Annotated in this window: 20 protein-coding genes; 7 read left to right on the top strand and 13 right to left on the bottom strand. The window is 62.1% G+C overall.

Annotation, left to right across the window (positions count from 1 at the left end):
• The first annotated feature begins 1 nt into the window (after window position 1).
• A complete protein-coding gene (locus RE4_RS18755; RefSeq protein WP_060939122.1) occupies window positions 2-832 on the top strand; it encodes a mycofactocin-coupled SDR family oxidoreductase in 831 nt (276 codons plus the stop codon).
• An 82-nt stretch (window positions 833-914) separates the two neighbouring features.
• Window positions 915-1217 carry a hypothetical protein gene (locus RE4_RS18760; protein ID WP_060939123.1) on the top strand — a complete coding sequence of 101 codons (303 nt, stop codon included), beginning with the start codon at window positions 915-917 and terminating at the stop codon, window positions 1215-1217.
• A gap of 1 nt (window position 1218) precedes the next feature.
• On the opposite strand, the gene RE4_RS18765 is transcribed toward RE4_RS18760, so the two are convergent.
• From RE4_RS18765 to RE4_RS18780, 3 genes are all read right to left on the bottom strand, one after another.
• Window positions 1219-2661 carry an FAD-dependent oxidoreductase gene (locus tag RE4_RS18765; RefSeq protein ID WP_060939124.1) on the bottom strand — a complete coding sequence of 481 codons (1443 nt, stop codon included), beginning with the start codon at window positions 2659-2661 and terminating at the stop codon, window positions 1219-1221.
• A 404-nt stretch (window positions 2662-3065) separates the two neighbouring features.
• Window positions 3066-3677 (bottom strand): AAA family ATPase, encoded by a 612-nt coding sequence (locus RE4_RS18775; RefSeq protein WP_060939125.1) that lies wholly within the window; start codon window positions 3675-3677, stop codon window positions 3066-3068.
• Window positions 3674-4108 carry a nucleotidyltransferase domain-containing protein gene (locus tag RE4_RS18780; protein ID WP_046379814.1) on the bottom strand — a complete coding sequence of 145 codons (435 nt, stop codon included), beginning with the start codon at window positions 4106-4108 and terminating at the stop codon, window positions 3674-3676. The genes RE4_RS18775 and RE4_RS18780 overlap by 4 nt, the downstream gene beginning before the upstream one ends.
• A gap of 92 nt (window positions 4109-4200) precedes the next feature.
• Between RE4_RS18780 and RE4_RS18785 the strand changes: the two genes are divergently transcribed.
• The gene (locus RE4_RS18785; RefSeq protein WP_020968788.1) at window positions 4201-4401 is read left to right on the top strand and encodes a hypothetical protein; all 201 of its coding nucleotides are present in this window, start codon (window positions 4201-4203) and stop codon (window positions 4399-4401) included.
• Window positions 4398-4883 (top strand): flavodoxin family protein, encoded by a 486-nt coding sequence (locus tag RE4_RS18790; RefSeq protein ID WP_020906614.1) that lies wholly within the window; start codon window positions 4398-4400, stop codon window positions 4881-4883. Before RE4_RS18785 ends, RE4_RS18790 begins: the two co-directional genes overlap by 4 nt.
• Here the strand turns inward: RE4_RS18790 and RE4_RS18795 are convergent.
• The 3 genes from RE4_RS18795 to RE4_RS18805 form a co-directional block, all read right to left on the bottom strand.
• The gene (locus RE4_RS18795) at window positions 4856-5101 is read right to left on the bottom strand and encodes a hypothetical protein (protein WP_020906615.1); all 246 of its coding nucleotides are present in this window, start codon (window positions 5099-5101) and stop codon (window positions 4856-4858) included. The two genes, RE4_RS18790 and RE4_RS18795, sit on opposite strands and share 28 nt — an antisense overlap.
• Window positions 5101-5487, bottom strand: a complete 387-nt coding sequence (locus RE4_RS18800; protein ID WP_020906616.1) for a nuclear transport factor 2 family protein — start codon at window positions 5485-5487, stop codon at window positions 5101-5103. The genes RE4_RS18795 and RE4_RS18800 overlap by 1 nt, the downstream gene beginning before the upstream one ends.
• Before the next feature lie 115 nt (window positions 5488-5602).
• A complete protein-coding gene (locus RE4_RS18805; RefSeq protein WP_020906617.1) occupies window positions 5603-6103 on the bottom strand; it encodes a flavin reductase family protein in 501 nt (166 codons plus the stop codon).
• A 239-nt stretch (window positions 6104-6342) separates the two neighbouring features.
• On the opposite strand from RE4_RS18805, the gene RE4_RS18810 reads away from it, so the two are divergent.
• The gene (locus RE4_RS18810) at window positions 6343-7044 is read left to right on the top strand and encodes a PadR family transcriptional regulator (protein WP_019749414.1); all 702 of its coding nucleotides are present in this window, start codon (window positions 6343-6345) and stop codon (window positions 7042-7044) included.
• A 1-nt stretch (window position 7045) separates the two neighbouring features.
• Here RE4_RS18810 and RE4_RS18815 read toward each other — a convergent pair whose 3' ends face one another.
• The 5 genes from RE4_RS18815 to RE4_RS18835 all read right to left on the bottom strand — a co-directional run bounded on the left by RE4_RS18815 (window position 7046) and on the right by RE4_RS18835 (window position 12091).
• Window positions 7046-7828, bottom strand: coding sequence for an IclR family transcriptional regulator (locus RE4_RS18815; protein WP_020968790.1), 783 nt, complete (start codon window positions 7826-7828; stop codon window positions 7046-7048).
• A gap of 210 nt (window positions 7829-8038) precedes the next feature.
• Window positions 8039-8950 carry a biphenyl-2,3-diol 1,2-dioxygenase gene (bphC, locus tag RE4_RS18820; RefSeq protein ID WP_029254739.1) on the bottom strand — a complete coding sequence of 304 codons (912 nt, stop codon included), beginning with the start codon at window positions 8948-8950 and terminating at the stop codon, window positions 8039-8041.
• Window positions 8951-8989: 39 nt separating this feature from the next.
• Window positions 8990-10171, bottom strand: coding sequence for an acyl-CoA dehydrogenase family protein (locus tag RE4_RS18825; RefSeq protein WP_019749417.1), 1182 nt, complete (start codon window positions 10169-10171; stop codon window positions 8990-8992).
• Window positions 10172-10222: 51 nt separating this feature from the next.
• On the bottom strand, window positions 10223-11419 hold the full coding sequence (locus tag RE4_RS18830) for a 3-ketosteroid-9-alpha-monooxygenase, oxygenase component (RefSeq protein WP_020906621.1): 1197 nt from the start codon (window positions 11417-11419) through the stop codon (window positions 10223-10225).
• A gap of 126 nt (window positions 11420-11545) precedes the next feature.
• Complete coding sequence (locus tag RE4_RS18835) at window positions 11546-12091, bottom strand: hypothetical protein (protein ID WP_020968793.1); 546 nt, start codon at window positions 12089-12091, stop codon at window positions 11546-11548.
• A 222-nt stretch (window positions 12092-12313) separates the two neighbouring features.
• Between RE4_RS18835 and RE4_RS18840 the strand changes: the two genes are divergently transcribed.
• The gene (locus tag RE4_RS18840) at window positions 12314-13888 is read left to right on the top strand and encodes an AMP-binding protein (protein ID WP_046379815.1); all 1575 of its coding nucleotides are present in this window, start codon (window positions 12314-12316) and stop codon (window positions 13886-13888) included.
• Window positions 13889-13912: 24 nt separating this feature from the next.
• Here RE4_RS18840 and RE4_RS18845 read toward each other — a convergent pair whose 3' ends face one another.
• Both RE4_RS18845 and RE4_RS18850 read right to left on the bottom strand, forming a co-directional pair.
• Window positions 13913-14596 carry a response regulator gene (locus RE4_RS18845; RefSeq protein ID WP_020906624.1) on the bottom strand — a complete coding sequence of 228 codons (684 nt, stop codon included), beginning with the start codon at window positions 14594-14596 and terminating at the stop codon, window positions 13913-13915.
• Window positions 14593-16245: a sensor histidine kinase gene (locus tag RE4_RS18850; RefSeq protein WP_238077003.1), complete on the bottom strand. Its 1653-nt coding sequence runs from the start codon at window positions 16243-16245 to the stop codon at window positions 14593-14595. Before RE4_RS18850 ends, RE4_RS18845 begins: the two co-directional genes overlap by 4 nt.
• Before the next feature lie 179 nt (window positions 16246-16424).
• Between RE4_RS18850 and RE4_RS18855 the strand changes: the two genes are divergently transcribed.
• Entirely contained in the window at window positions 16425-17432 is a 1008-nt protein-coding gene (locus RE4_RS18855) for a Bug family tripartite tricarboxylate transporter substrate binding protein (protein ID WP_238077005.1), read from the top strand.
• The last annotated feature ends 34 nt before the right edge of the window (window positions 17433-17466 follow it).

Below are 17466 nucleotides of genomic sequence, written 5' to 3' on the forward strand. Positions count from 1 at the left end.
GATGACTTCTCGATTGGAAGGCAAGATCGCGCTGATCACGGGTGCGGCACGAGGAATCGGCAGGGCTCAGGCCGTGCGATTCGCCGAAGAAGGTGCGGACATCATCGCGATCGACGTGTGCGCGTCGGTGGAAACGACAGTCACCCCGCCCGCGTCGGAATCCGATCTCGCCGAGACGGTAGCCCAGATCGAGGCACTGGGGCGAAAGGTCGAATCTGCGGTAGTGGACGTTCGGGATCTCGAGGCACTACGCAGCGCGGTGGACTCGGGGGTCGAAGCGCTCGGTGGACTCGACATCGTGTGCGCTACAGCTGGTATCACGTCCTCCGACGGGGCTCTGACGATGTCGGAAACGATGTGGCAGACCATGTTGGACGTGAACCTGACCGGGGTGTGGCACACCACGACGGTTGCGGCGCCGCACTTGATCGCGCGAGGTGGGGGATCGATGACACTCACCAGCTCCATCGCCGGATTGCGGGGGCTGGTCGGAGTTGCGCACTACACCGCAGCCAAGCATGGAGTCGTTGGTCTGATGCGTTCGCTGGCAAAGGAATTGGCTCCGTACAACGTGCGGGTCAACACTGTCCATCCCACCAACGTCGACACCCCGATGATTCAGAACCCGTTGGTGCGCGGCAAGTTCCGCCCCGATCTCGAGAACCCGACGCGCGAGGAATTCGCTGCGGCGGCGATGACGATGAACATGCTTGCCATTCCGTGGATCGAACCGGTGGACGTAGCGAATGCGGCACTGTTCCTGGCCTCCGACGAGGCCCGCTACATCACGTCGGTCGCCCTGCCGGTGGATGCGGGGAGTTCGTCCCGCTGAAGTTTTGAATAGCTGAGGTTTGTCGCGCTGGGTTCCGCCACGGTGTGTAGCGTCGGTTTCACCTAACCGAAAGGCGCACACCGTGGCGGAACGACGCTATCTGGAAGTCACCGTCGGGACCAACGTCGTCATGGTCCTCGACCACCGCACGGTGGAGGTCTTCGACCGCACCGCCGCGAGCACGAGCGAAGTGGCTCGCTGGCATGTCGAACACATTGCAGTGAAGGCGAAACCGTCGAAATCGGGATTGAAGCTCACCATTGGAAACCGGCTCGCCGACGACTCCATCGCGGTAGCGGGTCCACGGGCATCGCTCACCGTTCCGCCGGAGAATGAAGCCGCCGTCGTCGCGTTCTTCGACGAGGTCAAGGCCGCTCGGATGTGACTCAGTCGCCCGCTGTCGCGCGCGCGGCAGCATGGGCGCCGGCAACACGACCGAACGCGAAGGCGTCGGCAATATGGAATCCACCGTCCTTCGCCGCGCTGTAGGTGGAACTCACTGCGCCCGCCGCATACAGCCCCGGAATCGGGCTACCGGCGGTGTCGAGGACGCGGGAATGACCGTCGCGGCGCGGCCCACCGCTACTCCATCCCAGCAGTGGCGGCCCGGAGACGGCGTAGAACGGAGCGGTTGCCACCGGGGCCAAAGTTTCCGGATTGCGGCCGAAGGAATGGTCTACGCCGTCCGCGCACGCCTCGTTGTAGCGGTGCACGCTCGTTTCCACGACGGTGGGGTCCAAGCCGAGCTTCCCGGCGAGTTCGGCAAGCGTGTCCGCTTTGACGATCCAACCCTTGTCGATCTCGGCTTGATTGTCCGAGCTCCACTCGTATCCTTCGTCGAGGACCATGTGTCCGACAGGCAGTGCGTCGCGACCGGGGCTCAGCTGCCCGGCCAACCTCATCGTCTCGTCGAACACAATGTTCATCGGTTGCACCGGAAAGTGTTGGTAGGAACCCTCTCTGAACACATGACCGTGCCGCATTTCGGCTGACTCGTCGGTGAAGCGTCGACCTTCCCGGCTGAGGAACACATAGTTGTGCGCGTTCCACAGTGCGAGGAAGAATCCAGTCGGATTTTCGAGGTCGCCGGGGATTCCCGTAATGGTCATCATGTTGTTCATGTGCCATAGATCCGCGCCCACTGCCTGTGCCATCCGGTGGCCGTCGCCTGTTGCCGAAGGTGAGCCCCAGATCTTCGGATTCTCCAGGCGTAGGTAATCGCGCACCATGGCCGGATTTGCTTCGAAACCTCCGGTGGCAAGGATGACACCTCGGCGCGCATGGATCTGCGAAGTTTGTTCACCCGAACGGATCTCGACTCCGGTCACCGCTCCGGATTCATCCGTCAAGAGTCTGGTGGCCTCGGTGTCGAAAAGGGTTGTGATGTCGCGTTCAGCGAGGGCGGAAACGAGGAAGCGGTAGAGAAGTTCATTGCCCATCTTCCCTTCGATGGTATCCATCCCTGCGTAACAAGAACTTCCGTCGAGTTCGCCGTACTCCGCCGTGGAATGGAAATCGCCGGTCATCGCTACAGTTGCACCCAGACTGCGGAGCCAGTCGGACAGTCCTTGCGTATTCTCTGCCCAGGCGTCGATGACGTCGTCGGCAACGGTGAACGATCCGTTCAACGAACGCAGGAAGGTGCGGGCGGCAGCAGGGTCCTGGTTGACGAACCATCCACTGCCGGACAGTCGAGTGTTGCCACCCGCGGCATCGCGTCCACTCTTCTCCAGAATCACCACCGACGCGCCGTCAGCGTGTGCTTGGAGTGCTGCGGCGGATCCGGCAGCGCCCGATCCGATGACAATGACATCGACGTTGTTGTCCATGTCACAAAGCTATGGTCGGACGGTGGCGCCTCATACGTGCCTTCCCGGTGAGCGAGAGAAGGCCTGTTCCGGACAGTCGCCTGAGGATCAGTGGGTGCACATCAAGTACTCAGCTGTTGGACCTCGACTTGAATAGCTGGACCGCACTGAGTGTTGCGACAATCGGCCAACACACAACGGCGATCCATACACTGGTTGAACGCTCGCCTTGAACGAGATCGTAAATTGCGAGGGCAGTCAGCAGAATCCCGATCCCGAATGCGATCCAGTTCAGAGTTCTGATGCGGGAGGCAGTTGGTGACGTCATTGAGAAACCCTACGCGACTTCTCACGACCGTTCGGGAGAATTCCCAGGCAGGGAGGGATGGCGGAATACGAGTATCGCTCGCGATCTCGACGCGATATCAGGAGTGGATGCGCGGCATGCCCGGGTCGGAGTTGTCGATGACGCAGTCGGCTCGGGTCCAGGGTTTTGCAGCGGCGAAGTAAAGCCGTTGCCCGCCCACATATCTGTTCATCGAAGGATGATCCGGATCCGCGTTCGTTCCGTCGCGAAGGTTCATGCGCCGCGCGGTCTCCTCGAAGGGCGCATCGAGGAAGATCGAATAGTCCCATCGTTCGGCGAGTTCGTCTCGATGCAGGAAGAGTCCTTCGACAAGGACTATCGCTCCATCGGCTGCATGCAGGTACGCGTCGCTGTCCCGCCGTTGTCGGTACCTTCTGCTCCCGCCCCGCCCCAACGGATCGAGAACATGTCGTTCGAGGGCGTCGTAGTCGTAGCTGTCGAGCCAGAAGCCTTCCGGTGATTGCCGACCTCTACGATGACGAATCTCCGGCGGATTCAGAAAGTCGTCGACGTGAATCACGATGGCTGTGCGTGCATTCAGCTGCGCTGTAAGGCGTTTCGCGAATGTCGTCTTGCCGCTCCCATCGACACCGTCGATCGCGACGAGAGGCGAGCCGCGCAACGCGGATATTTCGGCGGCTAAGGTTTCGAAGACCGACGCAGTGCTCATCGATCAATTCCTACTGCACTCGCAGCGACACGAAGAGGCCCCGTGTCGTACAGGATTCGGTGTCCGTCTTCGAGAACACGTCGAGTGCCCGCGTCGAGCGGAACGTCCGCCCAGCTCTCGCTCGCGAAATTCAGCTCGACGAGGAGGCCGGACCGTAGGCGGAAGCGTCGTTCTCGAACTGGCCCCCAGTTTGCGGCTCTGATGAATCGCGCGTCGGGGCGGAGCCGCACGAACCAGTCTTCATTTGCGAGCGCGTTCGCGTCGTCGGCCAGGATCATCAGATCAAGATCACTCGCCATACGCTCCGCGCCGCGCGCGTAGGACCCGACCAGCGCTACAGCTTTGACGTCATCGTGCTCAGCGGCCCATCGTTCGACGTCGACGAGCAAAGCGTTGACCGCGCGCCTGCGTCCTTTCAATCGTGCTGACATACCGGCATCATTCCCCACCGTCACGGCTGTCCGTAGCTTCGCTGGTACCTCTATCCTGGAACTGTCAGTGATGAACCAGGGGAGGGATGCGTATGTCCAAGGAAGTATCGGCAGGTCTGGCTGTTGGTGCGATGGTCCTTGTTGCAGGCTTGATCTGGACTGGGCTTCCGCTCGACGCATATTCGGTTGTCGCCGTGATTTTTGCAATCTGCGGGGGATTCATCACCTGGATCTACCTGCGCGAGAACGTAGATGGCGTCCCACACACAGCGACGAAAGAAGGCAGTCGATGAAGGCAATCATCGTGTGTACCTCTGTCTCCCATGGCAATACGAAGCGTATCGCCGACGTCATCGGAGAAGTTCTCGATGCTCGCGTGGTCGAGCCCGGTGACATCGACGCCGCGCAGCTCGCCGACTACGACCTCGTGGGCTTCGGCTCCGGCATCTACCTACGCTCGTACCACGAAGACCTACGCTCGTTCATCGAGGCACTCCCCGAAGAACGGCGATCCAAGGCTTTTGTCTTCGCCACCAGTGGTTTTCCCGACAAGGGGATTCATCGCTTCTCGCGTCCACTGGTTCAGCTGCTCGAGCAGAAGGGCTTCGATGTGGTCGCAGCCTTCTCGTCCCGCGCGTGGGATACGTATTTTCCGTTCAAGCCGTTCGGAGGTATCCGGAAGGGGCGGCCGAACGCCGACGACTTGGAATCGGCGCGCACGTTCGCCGAAGTCCTACGCGGTAGCGTTCAGGACAGCTTGCCCGGCACCGGGTAGCTGCGCAGGCTCATCTCCAGCTCACCGGCGTCGGCAAGGTCGTTGATCGTCTGACGCAGAGCGCCACACGTCCGCTGAGCGTTGGCTCGACCGTTCTCACGCCCCAGCTCCGGGCACACCACTTGCGACTCTTCGAGCCATTGAACGCTGGTGTGCGCTTCGCTGTATTTCTCGACCAGAACGCGGTTTCCGCAGTTCCGACAGCTGACCTGACGCATCAGCGTGCAATCAGATCGGCCGGTGACCAGAACGCGCGCATGCTCGTGATCTTGGCGTCCGCGTCGAAAGTCATGACGTCGATCGGTTCGACCTCGTAGACCTGATCGCCCACCGGTGTGACGACGCGGAAGTGAAAGGCCGCGCTGGATCCGCTCACCCGCAAGGTGAGAAGCTCCGTCTCTTGCGAACCGCCCTCGAGAGCGCCGTAGAACTCGGTGATCGCCGCTTTGCCGACACGGGGTTCGCTGCCGACCGGGTCTTCGAGTGTCGCGTTCTCGGCGTAGAGGGCGGCGATGTCCGCTGACGATCCGCGAGCCACGGCGTCGAGGTAGGTGGTAACCGTCGCCGTGATCGCGGCCGTGGTGTCTGGTTCGAGAGTGGTCATCGAGTTAGTCCGATCAGTCGAGAAGTTCAGGGTCTGACAACTACTTCGGACGCTATCGGTGCCGTCTCGATTCGGCGTCGCAATCTCCCACGCAGCGGGACGGCCCGCAAGAAATTCAGGCGTCGAAGCGTCCGAAGCCGCCGCGGTAGAACAGAAGCGGACCATCGTGGCGCAGCACGTTCAGATCGGTGATTCGTGCGACGACGATGGTGTGATCACCGGCGTCGTGCTCCTGCTCGACGGTGGCCTCGATGCGAGCGAGTGCGCCGCTGAGCGCCGGAGCACCGTTGCCGGCCGCGTCCCACTCGACGCCGAGGAACTTGTCGGTCCCGCCGCGAGCGAACGCCGAACACATGTCCTGCTGATCGTGGGCGAGAACATTGATGCAGAGAGTTCCGGATTCGCGAAGCTTCGGCCAACTTGTCGACGTCTTCGCCGGGCAGAACGAAAGCAACGGGGGATCGAGCGATACCGAGACCAGAGACTGGCAGGTGAAGCCGAGGGGTGAATCTCCATCGTGAGCGGTGATGACGGTGACGCCAGTGCAGAAATTGCTCATCACGTTGCGAAGTGTGCGTCCGTCCAGAACTGGCGGCTCGGCGTTTTCCACGGTCATGTCGTCTCCTTGTTCAAATCTCTGTTCAAAACTCTGCAAACAGCTTCAGAAGCAACGATGTGTGGCGCCGCGGTCGTAATCCAGCGGCAGTCCCACTCAATGGCAGCAATGGCTTCTCGCCACGGGTTCGGACCGAGCGAGTGTCAGGTGGAGGGGTCTCGGGCAAATTTGATCCCGCTCAGCGGTCCGTTCGGATTCTACGAAACCAGCAAATCACCAGTGATTGTTAGACTTCGGGCATGTCCGAACCTGATGACGTGTCCCGAGGACTTCCCGCTACCAGCTGGGCAGTGCTCGGGATGCTGACGTTCGGGGAGGAACTGACCGGAAACGATTTGAAGAAGTGGGCCGACTGGAGTGTCGGCTTCTTCTACTGGAGCCCGTCCATCAGCCAGGTCTACGCAGAGCTGAAGAAGCTCGAAAGCATCGGATTCGTGGAGTCCCGGGTCGTCTCCGAGCCCGGGGTGCGGGGCAAGCGCCTCTACTCGATCACCCAATCAGGAACCGACGCCGTCCGGACGTGGTCACGGGAGGCGCCGGTGGAAGTCCCGGTGCTCAAGCACGGCGTGATGTTGCGTCTGTGGATGGGACACCTCAACGAACCCGAGCGACTCAAGGCACTGGTCGAAGCCCATATCGCCAACGTCGAAGAGCAGATTCGACGCGCGAAACTCCACGCAGATCATGCCGAGAACGAGCCGGCCTGGTCGTTCCCGGTCATGACGTTGCGATGGTCGGAACGGTACTTCCGAGCCGAGATCGAACTTGCTCGCGAACTTCTCGAAGACATCGATCGTGCGTCCGCCGAGTTCGCGAACGTCGCCGAGCACGACCGACTGGGATCGCCGTTGCCCTCGACGCCCGGCAGATGGAAGAACGTCGAGGAATACGTGTTGGCACTCGAGCAAGCCGGGCTCACCGGCAACGGCTCGAATATCTGAGTCAGGCCCCGGCTGCGGTCGGCATGTTGCGCAACAGGTGACGACGCTGCAACGTCGGAGTGACGCTCAGCGATCCGCCGTCGATGCCACGCCAAATGGCAGCGGCCGCCATCCGAACCGGCGCTGCGCTGACGTGGTCGAGTCGGAGAGCCTTCGACGGCGCGCAGATGGATACCGCGGCAACAGCGCGGCCGATGGGGCCGATCGGTGCCGCAAGACAGCTGAATCCCGGTAGGCCGTTTCCGGTTTCGAATGCCACCCCTGATTCGCGAATCCTGGCGAGGTGGGGCAGTGCGTAGCCCGAGGACTTCGGCGAACCGAATGCAAGCAGTGCCTGACCGATCGCAGTGGTCTCGGCCCGGCGTCGACCACCCACACGCGTCGGCACCGCGGCAGCGAGGCGTCCGCCGATCTTCTCCATGTAGACCACATCGGGCCCGTCGAGGATGCCGAGGTGAACCACGAAGCCGGTGACACGGTAGAGCTCGTGGAGGAGCGGCATGGCTGCAGCGTGGAGGCGGTCTTGATGAACCGCGAGCGATCCCAGTTCGACGAGGCGCATACCGAGTTCGTAGTCGCGGCCGTCGCGGCGCAGCCAACGCATCGAGACGAGACGTTCGAGCATGCGGTGGGCAGACGAGCGTGGCAGGCCCGTGCTCCGAACGACCTGAGCGAGCGTCAACCTGCCGGGACCGTCGAAGGCGTCGAGAACCAGCGAGACGCGATCGAGAATTGCTGTCGGGGCCGAATCGGCGCCTAAAGCATCCACAGCCTGCAGTGTCATCGTGTACCTCACTTCTCTTAGAGCTCCACAACCAGTGAACTGGCTATTTCAATTAGAAATAGTGTCATAGAGTTCTGGATTTGTGAAGTGGATCACCGGTCTGTTTTCGGGCGCGTCACGGTGGAAACGACAAAGGGGCTTGCGCGAATGCTCGCGCAAGCCCCTTCGTCGGTTTACTACCGGCAGGTAGTACATCGTCACCGACAGGTACTACATAGCTGCCAGCGGTTCGCTTCCGGACCAGTCGTGGCCCCAGTAGCTGTCGGCGGTGATCTCCTCGGAGGAGTACGAGTCCTGATCCACCTTCGCGCCCTCGGTGCCGAACTCGATGTCCCAGCCGCCGGGTGCGCGGACGTAGAAGGAGATCATCTTGTCGTTGGTGTGGCGACCCAAGGTCGACGACACGGAGAATCCGTCCTTCATCACTCGGTCGAGAGCCTGGCCGACGGCGTCGAGGGTGTCGACCTCGACCATGATGTGAATCAGGCCGGGTGCGCCGCCGTGCGGTGCCGGGCACAGGGCCAAGCTGTGGTGACGCTCGTTGACGCCCATGAAACGGATTCGCAGCGGCCCGAATTCGGGCGGGGCCGGCAGGCGGAAGGCGCCGCGCGGGTAGAAGCCGAGCACCTCGGTGTAGAAGTCGAAGCTCGCAGCACTGTCCATCACCGGGAGCACGACGTGGCCGAGACCCTGTGCGCCGGTGACGAATCGAGCGCCGAAGGGCGTCACCACGGGGCTGTGGTCGAGGATCGCGCCGTGGAAGACCTCGATGGCTGCTCCACCGGGATCGGTGAAGGCGATGACCTCTTCGACCCGTCGAGCATCCGCTTCGGCGAGCGAAAGCTGCTCCACCTCGGTGCCGTTCTTTTCGAGGGCCTCCTGAACGCGGCGCAGTGCGGCGTGATCGGCGACCTCCCAACCGATGTTGACGATCTCGTCGCGCTCACCCTCGACGACGACGATGCGAGCAGCACGCTCGTCGAGTCGTAGGTAGAGAGCGTTCTCGTCCGGCCCACTGCCCTTGGCGAATCCGAGAACATCGAAAGCGAAAGTGCGCCAACGTGCCATGTCGTTGGTCGAGATCTTGACGTAGCCAAGTCCCTTGATGTCAGTGTGTGTCATCGTTTTCTGTTCCTGTCGATTTCTTGTGTCGAAGTCTGATCAGATCATCGCCCGCAGCGGACCCTGCGGATCTGCGCCGAGACGGCTCAGCGAGGCGGCGTGGAATACGGTGCCCGGCACGTGAATTGCGTGGTGCTGTCCCGCGTGAGCGTCGCGCCAGAATCGCTGAAGCGGCTTGTCCATCCGCAGTGCGTTGCCGCCGCAGCGCGGGTAGACCTGATCGATCGCGTTGATTGCGCGCCACGCTGCCTGCACCTGAGTCTGACGTCCCTCGGCGCGCTGCTCGAAGGTGACTTCCTTGCCGGCATCCACTCGATCCCACATGCGGTCGACGTTGGCCAGCAGGGTGTCGCGGGCTGCCCGGATGTCGGCAGTTGCCTGACCGATGGCGAACAAGGTGTACGGGTCGTCCTTGACTGCCGTGCCCTGTGCGTTGATGCGATCGGCCTGGTACTCGTTGGCGTGGAAGAGCATTCCCTCGCAGATGCCGATGGTGGCGGCGGTGATACCGAGGGGGAACATGTTCGACCACGGCATCAGGTACAGCGTCTCGGTGCGCCCGTACTTGCGCACCGCCGTTCCGTCGATGACCTCGTCGCAGTCCATGACGCGGTAATCGGGGACGTACGCATCCTTGACCACGAGGTCCTTGGAGCCGGTGCCGCGAAGTCCCATGACATCCCACGAGTCTTCGATGATCTCGTAGTCGGTGCGCGGAATGATCACATGGAGCATGCGCGGCGGCATCTCCATGTTGCCGTCCTTGTCGCACGCCATCGCACCGAGGAAAGCCCAGTCGCAATGGTCGGTGCCGGAAGAGAACTGCCAGCGGCCGGAGAACTTGTAGCCGCCGTCGGTGGGGATACACATTCCGCCGGGCATGTACGGCGATGCCATCCAGGTGTCGGGATCCGATCCCCAGATCTCCTGCTGCACCTTCGGATCCGCGAACGCGAGCTGCCACGGGTGAACTCCGACGATCCCGTGTACCCAGCCGGCCGAGGGATTGAGCGAAGCCATGCGCATCACGGTCTCGGCGAACTCGCGAGGATGCGCCTCCATTCCGCCGTGTTCCTTGGGTTGGAGCATGCGGATGGAACCGATTGCCTTCATCTTCTTGGCGGTGTCGTCGGCCACCCGGCCGATCCGCTCGGCCTCGATGCCTTCGGCGAAGATGTCGTCGGCCATCGCGTTGATCTGTTCGAGCACTTCGTACGTCATGTTGTTCCTTGCGTTCAGTCAGGTTGTCTCAGCAGTGTTTTCGACTGCGAATCAGGAGGTTGTCTCGAGCGCCTGGGCGTCACGTGCGGCAACGTTTTCGGCGACTTCCCGCTTCCAGCTCTCCACTGCGCGGGTAGTGTCGATCTCGAATTCGAAGCGCTTCGTCATGTCTTCCGTGACGTTCTCGACATCGGTGTAGAACTGGTTGTACCAGCGCCGCAACTGGTAAACCGGGCCGTCCTCCTCCGAGAGCAGCGGGTTGTCGATCGGGGCCTTGTTCTTCCAGATCTCCACGTCCTGAAGGAATCCCATCTCGACGCCCTCGGTGAACTGCGCGGCCATCGCGGCAGTGGACTCGTCGTCCATACCGGGAAGCTTCTTGACCATCGCGCCGTACTGCAACACGAAGGCATTGTTCGAGATGGGGTAGTGGCAGTTGATCAATACAGTTTCGATGATCTGCCCGTTGGCTTCGCTCTTGATCCAGTCGATCATGTACGACGGACCGAAATACGAAGCATCCGAACGAAGAACAGCGTTGGGATCGCCGTAGTTGGTGCCGCTGATGATGTCCTCGCGTCCCACCGATTCCATGTACTGGCTCGCTACGTGACCTTCGAAGATGTTCTTGAAGTACTTGGGGAACGAGTAGTGAACGTAGAAGAAGTGGGCCATGTCCACGACGTTGTCCACGATCTCGCGGCAATGAGAGCCTTCGATGGTGAGCGTATTCCAGCTCCAGTCGCTCCACTCATCGCTTCCGAAGCCCTCGATGTCGGGAATTGTGACCTCGGCGGGCGGGGGATTCCCCTGGGGATCGTGCCAGACGAACAGCTGACCGTTCTTCTCGAGTGTGGTCCACGCCCGCGTCTTGGCCAGCGGCGGAACGCGTCGTGCGTAGGGGATCGCCGTACATTTTCCGTTACCGCCCCAACGCCAGTCGTGGAACGGGCAGGCGATCGAATCGCCCTTGACGGTTCCGTGAGCGAGGTTGCCACCCATGTGGCGGCAGTAGGCGTCGAGAATCTTGATGTCGCCCTTGCTGTCGGCGAAGACGACAAGGCTGGTGCCGAATGCCTCGATCTGGTGGGGCTGACCGTCGCGATAGGTATTGCTCAGTCCGAGGCAGTGCCATCCACGCGCGAACCGCGCCGGGGGCGCTGCCGCTTCGATTTCTCGAATTTCCTCGCCGGCGCCCGACTGCGTCGAGGCGTCCGTAGTGGTGAGTGGGCCGGTTCCGAGTGCCATGTCTTCCTCCGAGCCGCGTCTTGCGACGCTCCAGTGATGTGATCCGTCTCATACAACGACGAAGCGTCCTCTGGAGATACGGCAGTTCCCGCTGGATGGAACACCCGCTCGGTGACCTGCAGAGATTCAGCTCGCGAGTGTCGCCACATCGTCGATCGCGTAAGTCGCCCAGGCCCGAGCGGTGACGACCCCGGTGGGATCGGTGGCGACCAGAGCTACGTCGGCGACGCTCTCGTGGTCCTTCTCGTACGTAGCGAGCACCGTCACGGAGCAGTTCAGATCTGCTCCCGCGGAAGTTGCGGTGCAACGTCCGCGGAACCGTCGTAGCGACGCCGAGCCGTAACGACGAGCGGCGAAATCGGCAAGGGCAGCAACGGAATCGGTTCCGGTGCCCGCTGTCGGGGCTTCCCGGACGAAGACCTCGGCAACCAGATGCCCGGTCTGGTCGTGGTATTCGGTGATCCGCTCGAGAGTCGAGCCCAGCGGCCTCACGGATCCGGTGAGCAGCGCGCCCGGATCAGGGCGCCCGAAGAACACGACGTCCTGTTCGACTACGGACCCGTCGGGTGCCGAGCGCACGGTGCCGTACAGCGAGTCGAAATCCGAGAGGAGCGTGGTGGACGTACGGGGAGCAGATGCCGTGAAGTGGGCGGTACCGAGGTTGGTAGTCATGACACTCTCCGTTGGACGCGACCGAGACGCTGTCGTCTCGGTGGGTACATCGACGCTAACCACCGCTCTCGCGGGTGACGACGGGCTTCCCGCTGATCGGGAGCATTCTCGGATTCGATCGAAGAGGTGGAACCTGTTCCAGTTTTGTGCAATTCTGGATATCGTATCCGTGACCGGGAGCACATCTCGATGACTGCACGCGCCGAGCAGAAGGAAGACCAGATGACAGACGAGTTCGCTGACCTGCACCGACCGGTATACGGTCCGGACCTGCTCATCACCGCTCTGGAACGCAATCACGACAAGCCTGCGCTGTACCTCGGAGACGTGATCCTCACCGGAGGGCAGATGCGCGATCAGATCAGCTGCTTCGCCCAGGCTCTCGCGTCGCTGGGAATCACTCAGGGCACCAGCACCGCGATGCTGTCGAAGAACCGCCCCGAGGTGCTGATCAGCATGGGCGCGACCATGATCACCGGCTGCCGGGCGAGTGCCTTGAACCCGATGGGATCGCTCGACGACCACAAGTACATCGTCGACGACGCCGAGATCGAGACCCTCATCTTCGATCCCAATGCCTTCGAAGATCGTGCCGCCGAGTTGAAGGCGTCGTCGCCTTCGCTGACCAACGTGCTCTCGATGGGCCCGTCCGAAGTGGGGATCGACATCCTCGCGCTGGCTGCCACATTCGAGCCTGCGCCGCTGAAGGCAGCGCACGTCGATGCCGAAGACGCCAGCAGTATGGTCTACACCGGTGGAACGACCGGCAAGCCCAAAGGTGTTGTGGGATCGTTCCGTTCGGGTGCAGCGCTCAATCAGATCCAGATGTCGGAGTGGCAGTGGCCCGAGGACAACCGCTTTCTCATCTGCACGCCACTCTCACATGCAGGCGCGGCGTTCTTCATCCCGACTTTGCTGCGCGGGGGCGCTCTGATCGTCCTGCCCGCCTTCGAACCGGGGGCCGTGCTCGAGGCGATCGAGAAGCACAAGATCACGGCAACCATGTTGGTGCCCACCATGATCTACATGCTCATGGACCACCCCGATCTGCCCAAGCGTGACGTATCGAGTTTGCAGACGCTGTTCTACGGAGCGTCCGCGATGTCCCCGGCCAGATTGCAAGAGGGCATCAAGAAGTTCGGTCAGATCTTCTTCCAGTTCTACGGTCAGACCGAGTGCGGCATGACAATCTCGGTGCTGCGCAAGGAAGAACACGTCGCCGACGATCCGGCCCGCCTCGCTACCTGTGGGCGGCCCGTGCCATGGCTCGACGTCCGGTTGCTCGACGACGACCTCAACGAGGTGCCGCAGGGAGAGCTCGGTGAGATCTGCGTGCGCGGCCCGCTGATCATGAAGGGCTACTGGAAGAAGCCGGCCGAAACCGCCGAGGCGTTCCGTGGGGGTTGGCTGCACACCGGCGACATCGCACGTAAGGACAAGGACGGGTTCATGTCCATCGTCGATCGCAAGAAGGACATGATCGTGACCGGTGGTTTCAACGTGTTCCCGCGCGAGATCGAAGACGTGATCTCGGCGCACCCGTCCGTCGCATCGGTGGCGGTAGTCGGTGTACCGGACGACAAGTGGGGCGAAGCCGTCAAGGCCTGCGTGGTGCTTCGTGCCGGACTGACCGTGGACACCGAGGAACTGGTCGACAAGGTGAAGGCAGCCAAGGGTTCGGTTCACGCTCCCAAGAGCATCGACTTCGTGGATTCACTCCCGTTGACACCGCTGGGCAAGCTGGACAAGAAGGCACTGCGCGCGCGGTACTGGGAGACCAGCGCCCGCGCAGTCTAGGAACCAGCGTCGTGTAGCGAAGGGTCAGCGTTTCCAGACGTAACGACGCTCCGGGCGGCCCACCACTCCGTATTTCAGCGAGGTGGTGGACCGCCCGGACTCGTAGAGGTACTCGAGGTAGCGCCTCGCGCTCGCGCGCGAGATACCGACTCTCTCGGAAATGTCTGTTGCCGAGGCGGGTTCGGTGTCGTCTCGCAGAGCTGTCTCGACCAACAGAAGAGTCTCGGGACTGAGTCCCTTGGGCAAACCTTTGTGGGACGACGCCCCGGGCGCGCCACCTGCCACACCGAAGGCCTCGTCCACTGCTGTCTGTTCTGCTTCGCCGGAGCTGTCGAGATTCGCGTATGTCGATCGGTAACGCTCGAGACGCTCACGGAGAACCTCGAACGTGAATGGCTTCATCAGGTAATGCACGACGCCGCTGCGCAGCGCCTTCTTGACCGAGCCGGCCTCGCGCTCACTCGTGATGACAAGAACATCCAGCTCCGGTGCCAGCTCGCGAAACGGGGCGATCAGATCGAGTCCGGTGGTGCCCGGCAGGTGGACGTCGAGAAGCACCAGGTCGGGTTGGAACTCACCGACTGCGGCCAGCGCGGCCTCGGCCGAATGGGCGACGCCACACACTTCGAAACCGTCTATCCGCGAGACGAATCCGCTGTGCACCTTCGCCACCATGAAGTCGTCGTCGACCACCAGTACCCGGATCATGCGCCCTCTCCGTCGTGTAGGACTGCGGTGAAGACAGTCCATTCGATGCCCTCTGTCGAACGACTGCTCACGGTGACGTCGCCACCGCGTCGACGACACGTCAGGCGTACCAGTGCCAAGCCGAAACCGTGTCCGTCGCTCGATTGTCCCTTGGTGCTCCAGCCCTGGCCGAAAACCCTGTCGCGATTCTCCGGCGCGATACCGGGGCCGGCGTCCTCGACCCGTACTTCGACGGCGGTGCCACGGCCCCGAATCGACAATCGAACCTTGCGGCGCGACGCTTCCGGCATCTCACCGACAGCGTCGACGGCATTGTCGACGAGGTTTCCGACCACCGTCACGAGGTCTCGGCCGAGTCGGCGATCAACCGAGTCAAGGTGCGTGTCCGAGGTCAGTTCCACGGTGACCAATCCCTGTGCAGCGGCACCTATCTTGGCGATCACGAGTGCGGCGGTGCCGACGTCGGCGATCTTGTCGGTCACGGCTGCACTGACCTGTGCGCGCTCCATGGTCAGGCCCTCGACGTAGCCGACCACCTCGTCGTACTCGCCGAGCTGGATGAGGCCGGAAATGGTGTGCAACTGATTGTCGAACTCGTGGATGTGGGCGCGTAGCGCATCCGTGCTGGTTTTGGTCACGTCGAGTTCTTCTTCCACGGAGCGCAATTCGGTGCGGTCGCGGAAGGTGGTGACCGACCCGATGGTGCGGCCTTTCGATTCGATCAAGACGGTGTTGAGGACGAGTAGTCGATCTCCGACAAGAACCAACTGATCGGATTCGGTTGTGCCGGAGGTCAGTACACTCTGGAGTCGGTCGTCGAGACGGAGGTCCCGCACAGATCTACCGGCACTCCCGCGTGGGATGTCGAGGAGTTGGTGGGCACTGTCGCTCATCAGCACCACCTTTCCCTGCGCGTCGAATGCGATGACACCTTCCTTGAGGCCACGCAGCATCGCCTCACGTTGGCGAACCAGGTCCAGGATCTCGCGGGCCTCCATGCCGAGGGTCTGCCGTTTGACCCTGCGGGCCAACAGGATCGAACCGACGCCCCCGAGAAGCGAGGCCACCGCGAGGTATACCAGGAGGTTCGGTGCAGATTGCAGCAGTCGCGTCCAGATCGAGGGGTACTCGATGCCGACGATCGCGGTTCCGGTGATCCCTCCTTCACTGCCGAGAATCGGAACGTGCGCTTCCACTGCCTTGCCTGAGGACGTGTCGACCAAACCCGTCCATGACCGATCCTGTGTCTGACGTGCGTCGATGCCGACATCGCCGGGACGCGTCGAAATGACGACACTGCCGTCGGCGTCGGCAAGCGAGACGTAGGTGACGCCCGAGATGGCGCGCACCGAGTCGACCGAACCTTGTAGTCCGGAGCGGAGACGAGTCTGTGCCTGGGGGAGTAGTTCACGTACCGCTGGATTGGCTGCTAGTGATTCCGCTGCCGAGAGTGCGCGACGTCCCTCCTCGCGTTGGAAACTCGCAGACGACTGAGCGAGAGAGAGGGCGGTGACACACACGAGAACTGCGACGACGATCAGAAGTTGCAGTTCGAGAAGTTGGGTCGCCAGAGTGTGCCGGCGCCGAAACAGGCGCTCACGCAGAGGCGACTTGCGCTCTCGCTCGGCCTGCTCGTTTCCTGAGGACACCAGCCAGACCCTAGCCTTCGGTTCGATGCCGGGAAAGCAGTTGTTCGTGAGCACAATGAGCACAAATCAATTTGCTTTCCCAATGGTGACCCCAGTCACAAAGTGCGTCAGTATGAAACCTGTTCACACAGCGGTACCAGCAGACAGCCAGCAGACAGCCAGCAGACAAGGACAAGGCCATGAGGACATCGAAGCGGCTGAGCAGGCATATCGCCCTGCTCGGTGCTTGCGCGATGGCTCTCGTGCTCTCGACCGGATGCACTCCGGTCGAGTCCTTCTTCGCCGGTGGTCGAGCGGGTGAGACTTCCGAAGAACTGCGTGTACTGGTGCCCTCGGTGGCCGGTGGTGGTTACGACCTGACCGCCCGGACCATGGTGCAGGCACTGGCCGACGAAGGGACCGTCGACGCCGACGTCGTTGTTCTGCCCGGATCGGGTGGAATCGTCGGACTCAACCGGTTGGCTCTCGAACGCGGAAATCCCGATCTACTCATGGTCATGGGACTCGGCGTTCTCGGTTCGCTCGAGATACTGCCGTCCGAGCACACCCTTTCCGACGTGACACCGATCGCGAGACTGGTCGAAGAGCCGGAAGCTGTACTGGTCCCAGCAGATTCGCCTTACAAAACTCTGGCAGATCTGACGCAGTCCTGGGTGGTGGATCCGTCGTCGATCTCGATCGGTGGTGGTTCGAGTGAAGGCGGACCGGACGGGCTGTTCCGCCTTCTGTTCGCACGGGCGGTCGGCGTCGATCCGTCGCTGTCCCCTTACCGAATCTACGACGGCGGCGGAGAACTACTTCCGGCGCTGCTGACCAGGCAGGTCGACGTCGCCGCCACCGGTATCGGTGAGTACCTGGATCAGATTGCGGCAGGCACGGTTCGGGTCCTTGCGGTCAGTTCGCCGGAGCGCACTCCGGCGGTGGATGCACCGACCATGGCGGAGTCGGGCGTCGACGTCACGTTCACCAACTGGCGGGGTCTCATGGCGCCCCCCGGATTGAGTGACGACCAGCGTCAGCATTTACAGAATTTAGTGCGGGGTCTGGCGGCAAGTCCACGGTGGAACGAGCTGTCCGACCGAAATGGTTGGAACAGCGCAGTTCTCACCGAACCCGAGTTCTCTGCCTTCCTCGCCGAACAATCCCGGTTCGTCGACGCGACACTCGATCCGCCCGGCACCAACTGAGCACAACCGAAGTTTCGTTTCACCTCCACGAAGG

This window comes from Rhodococcus erythropolis NBRC 15567 (assembly GCF_001552595.1).
Taxonomy (GTDB): Bacteria; Actinomycetota; Actinomycetes; order Mycobacteriales; family Mycobacteriaceae; genus Rhodococcus_F; species Rhodococcus_F erythropolis.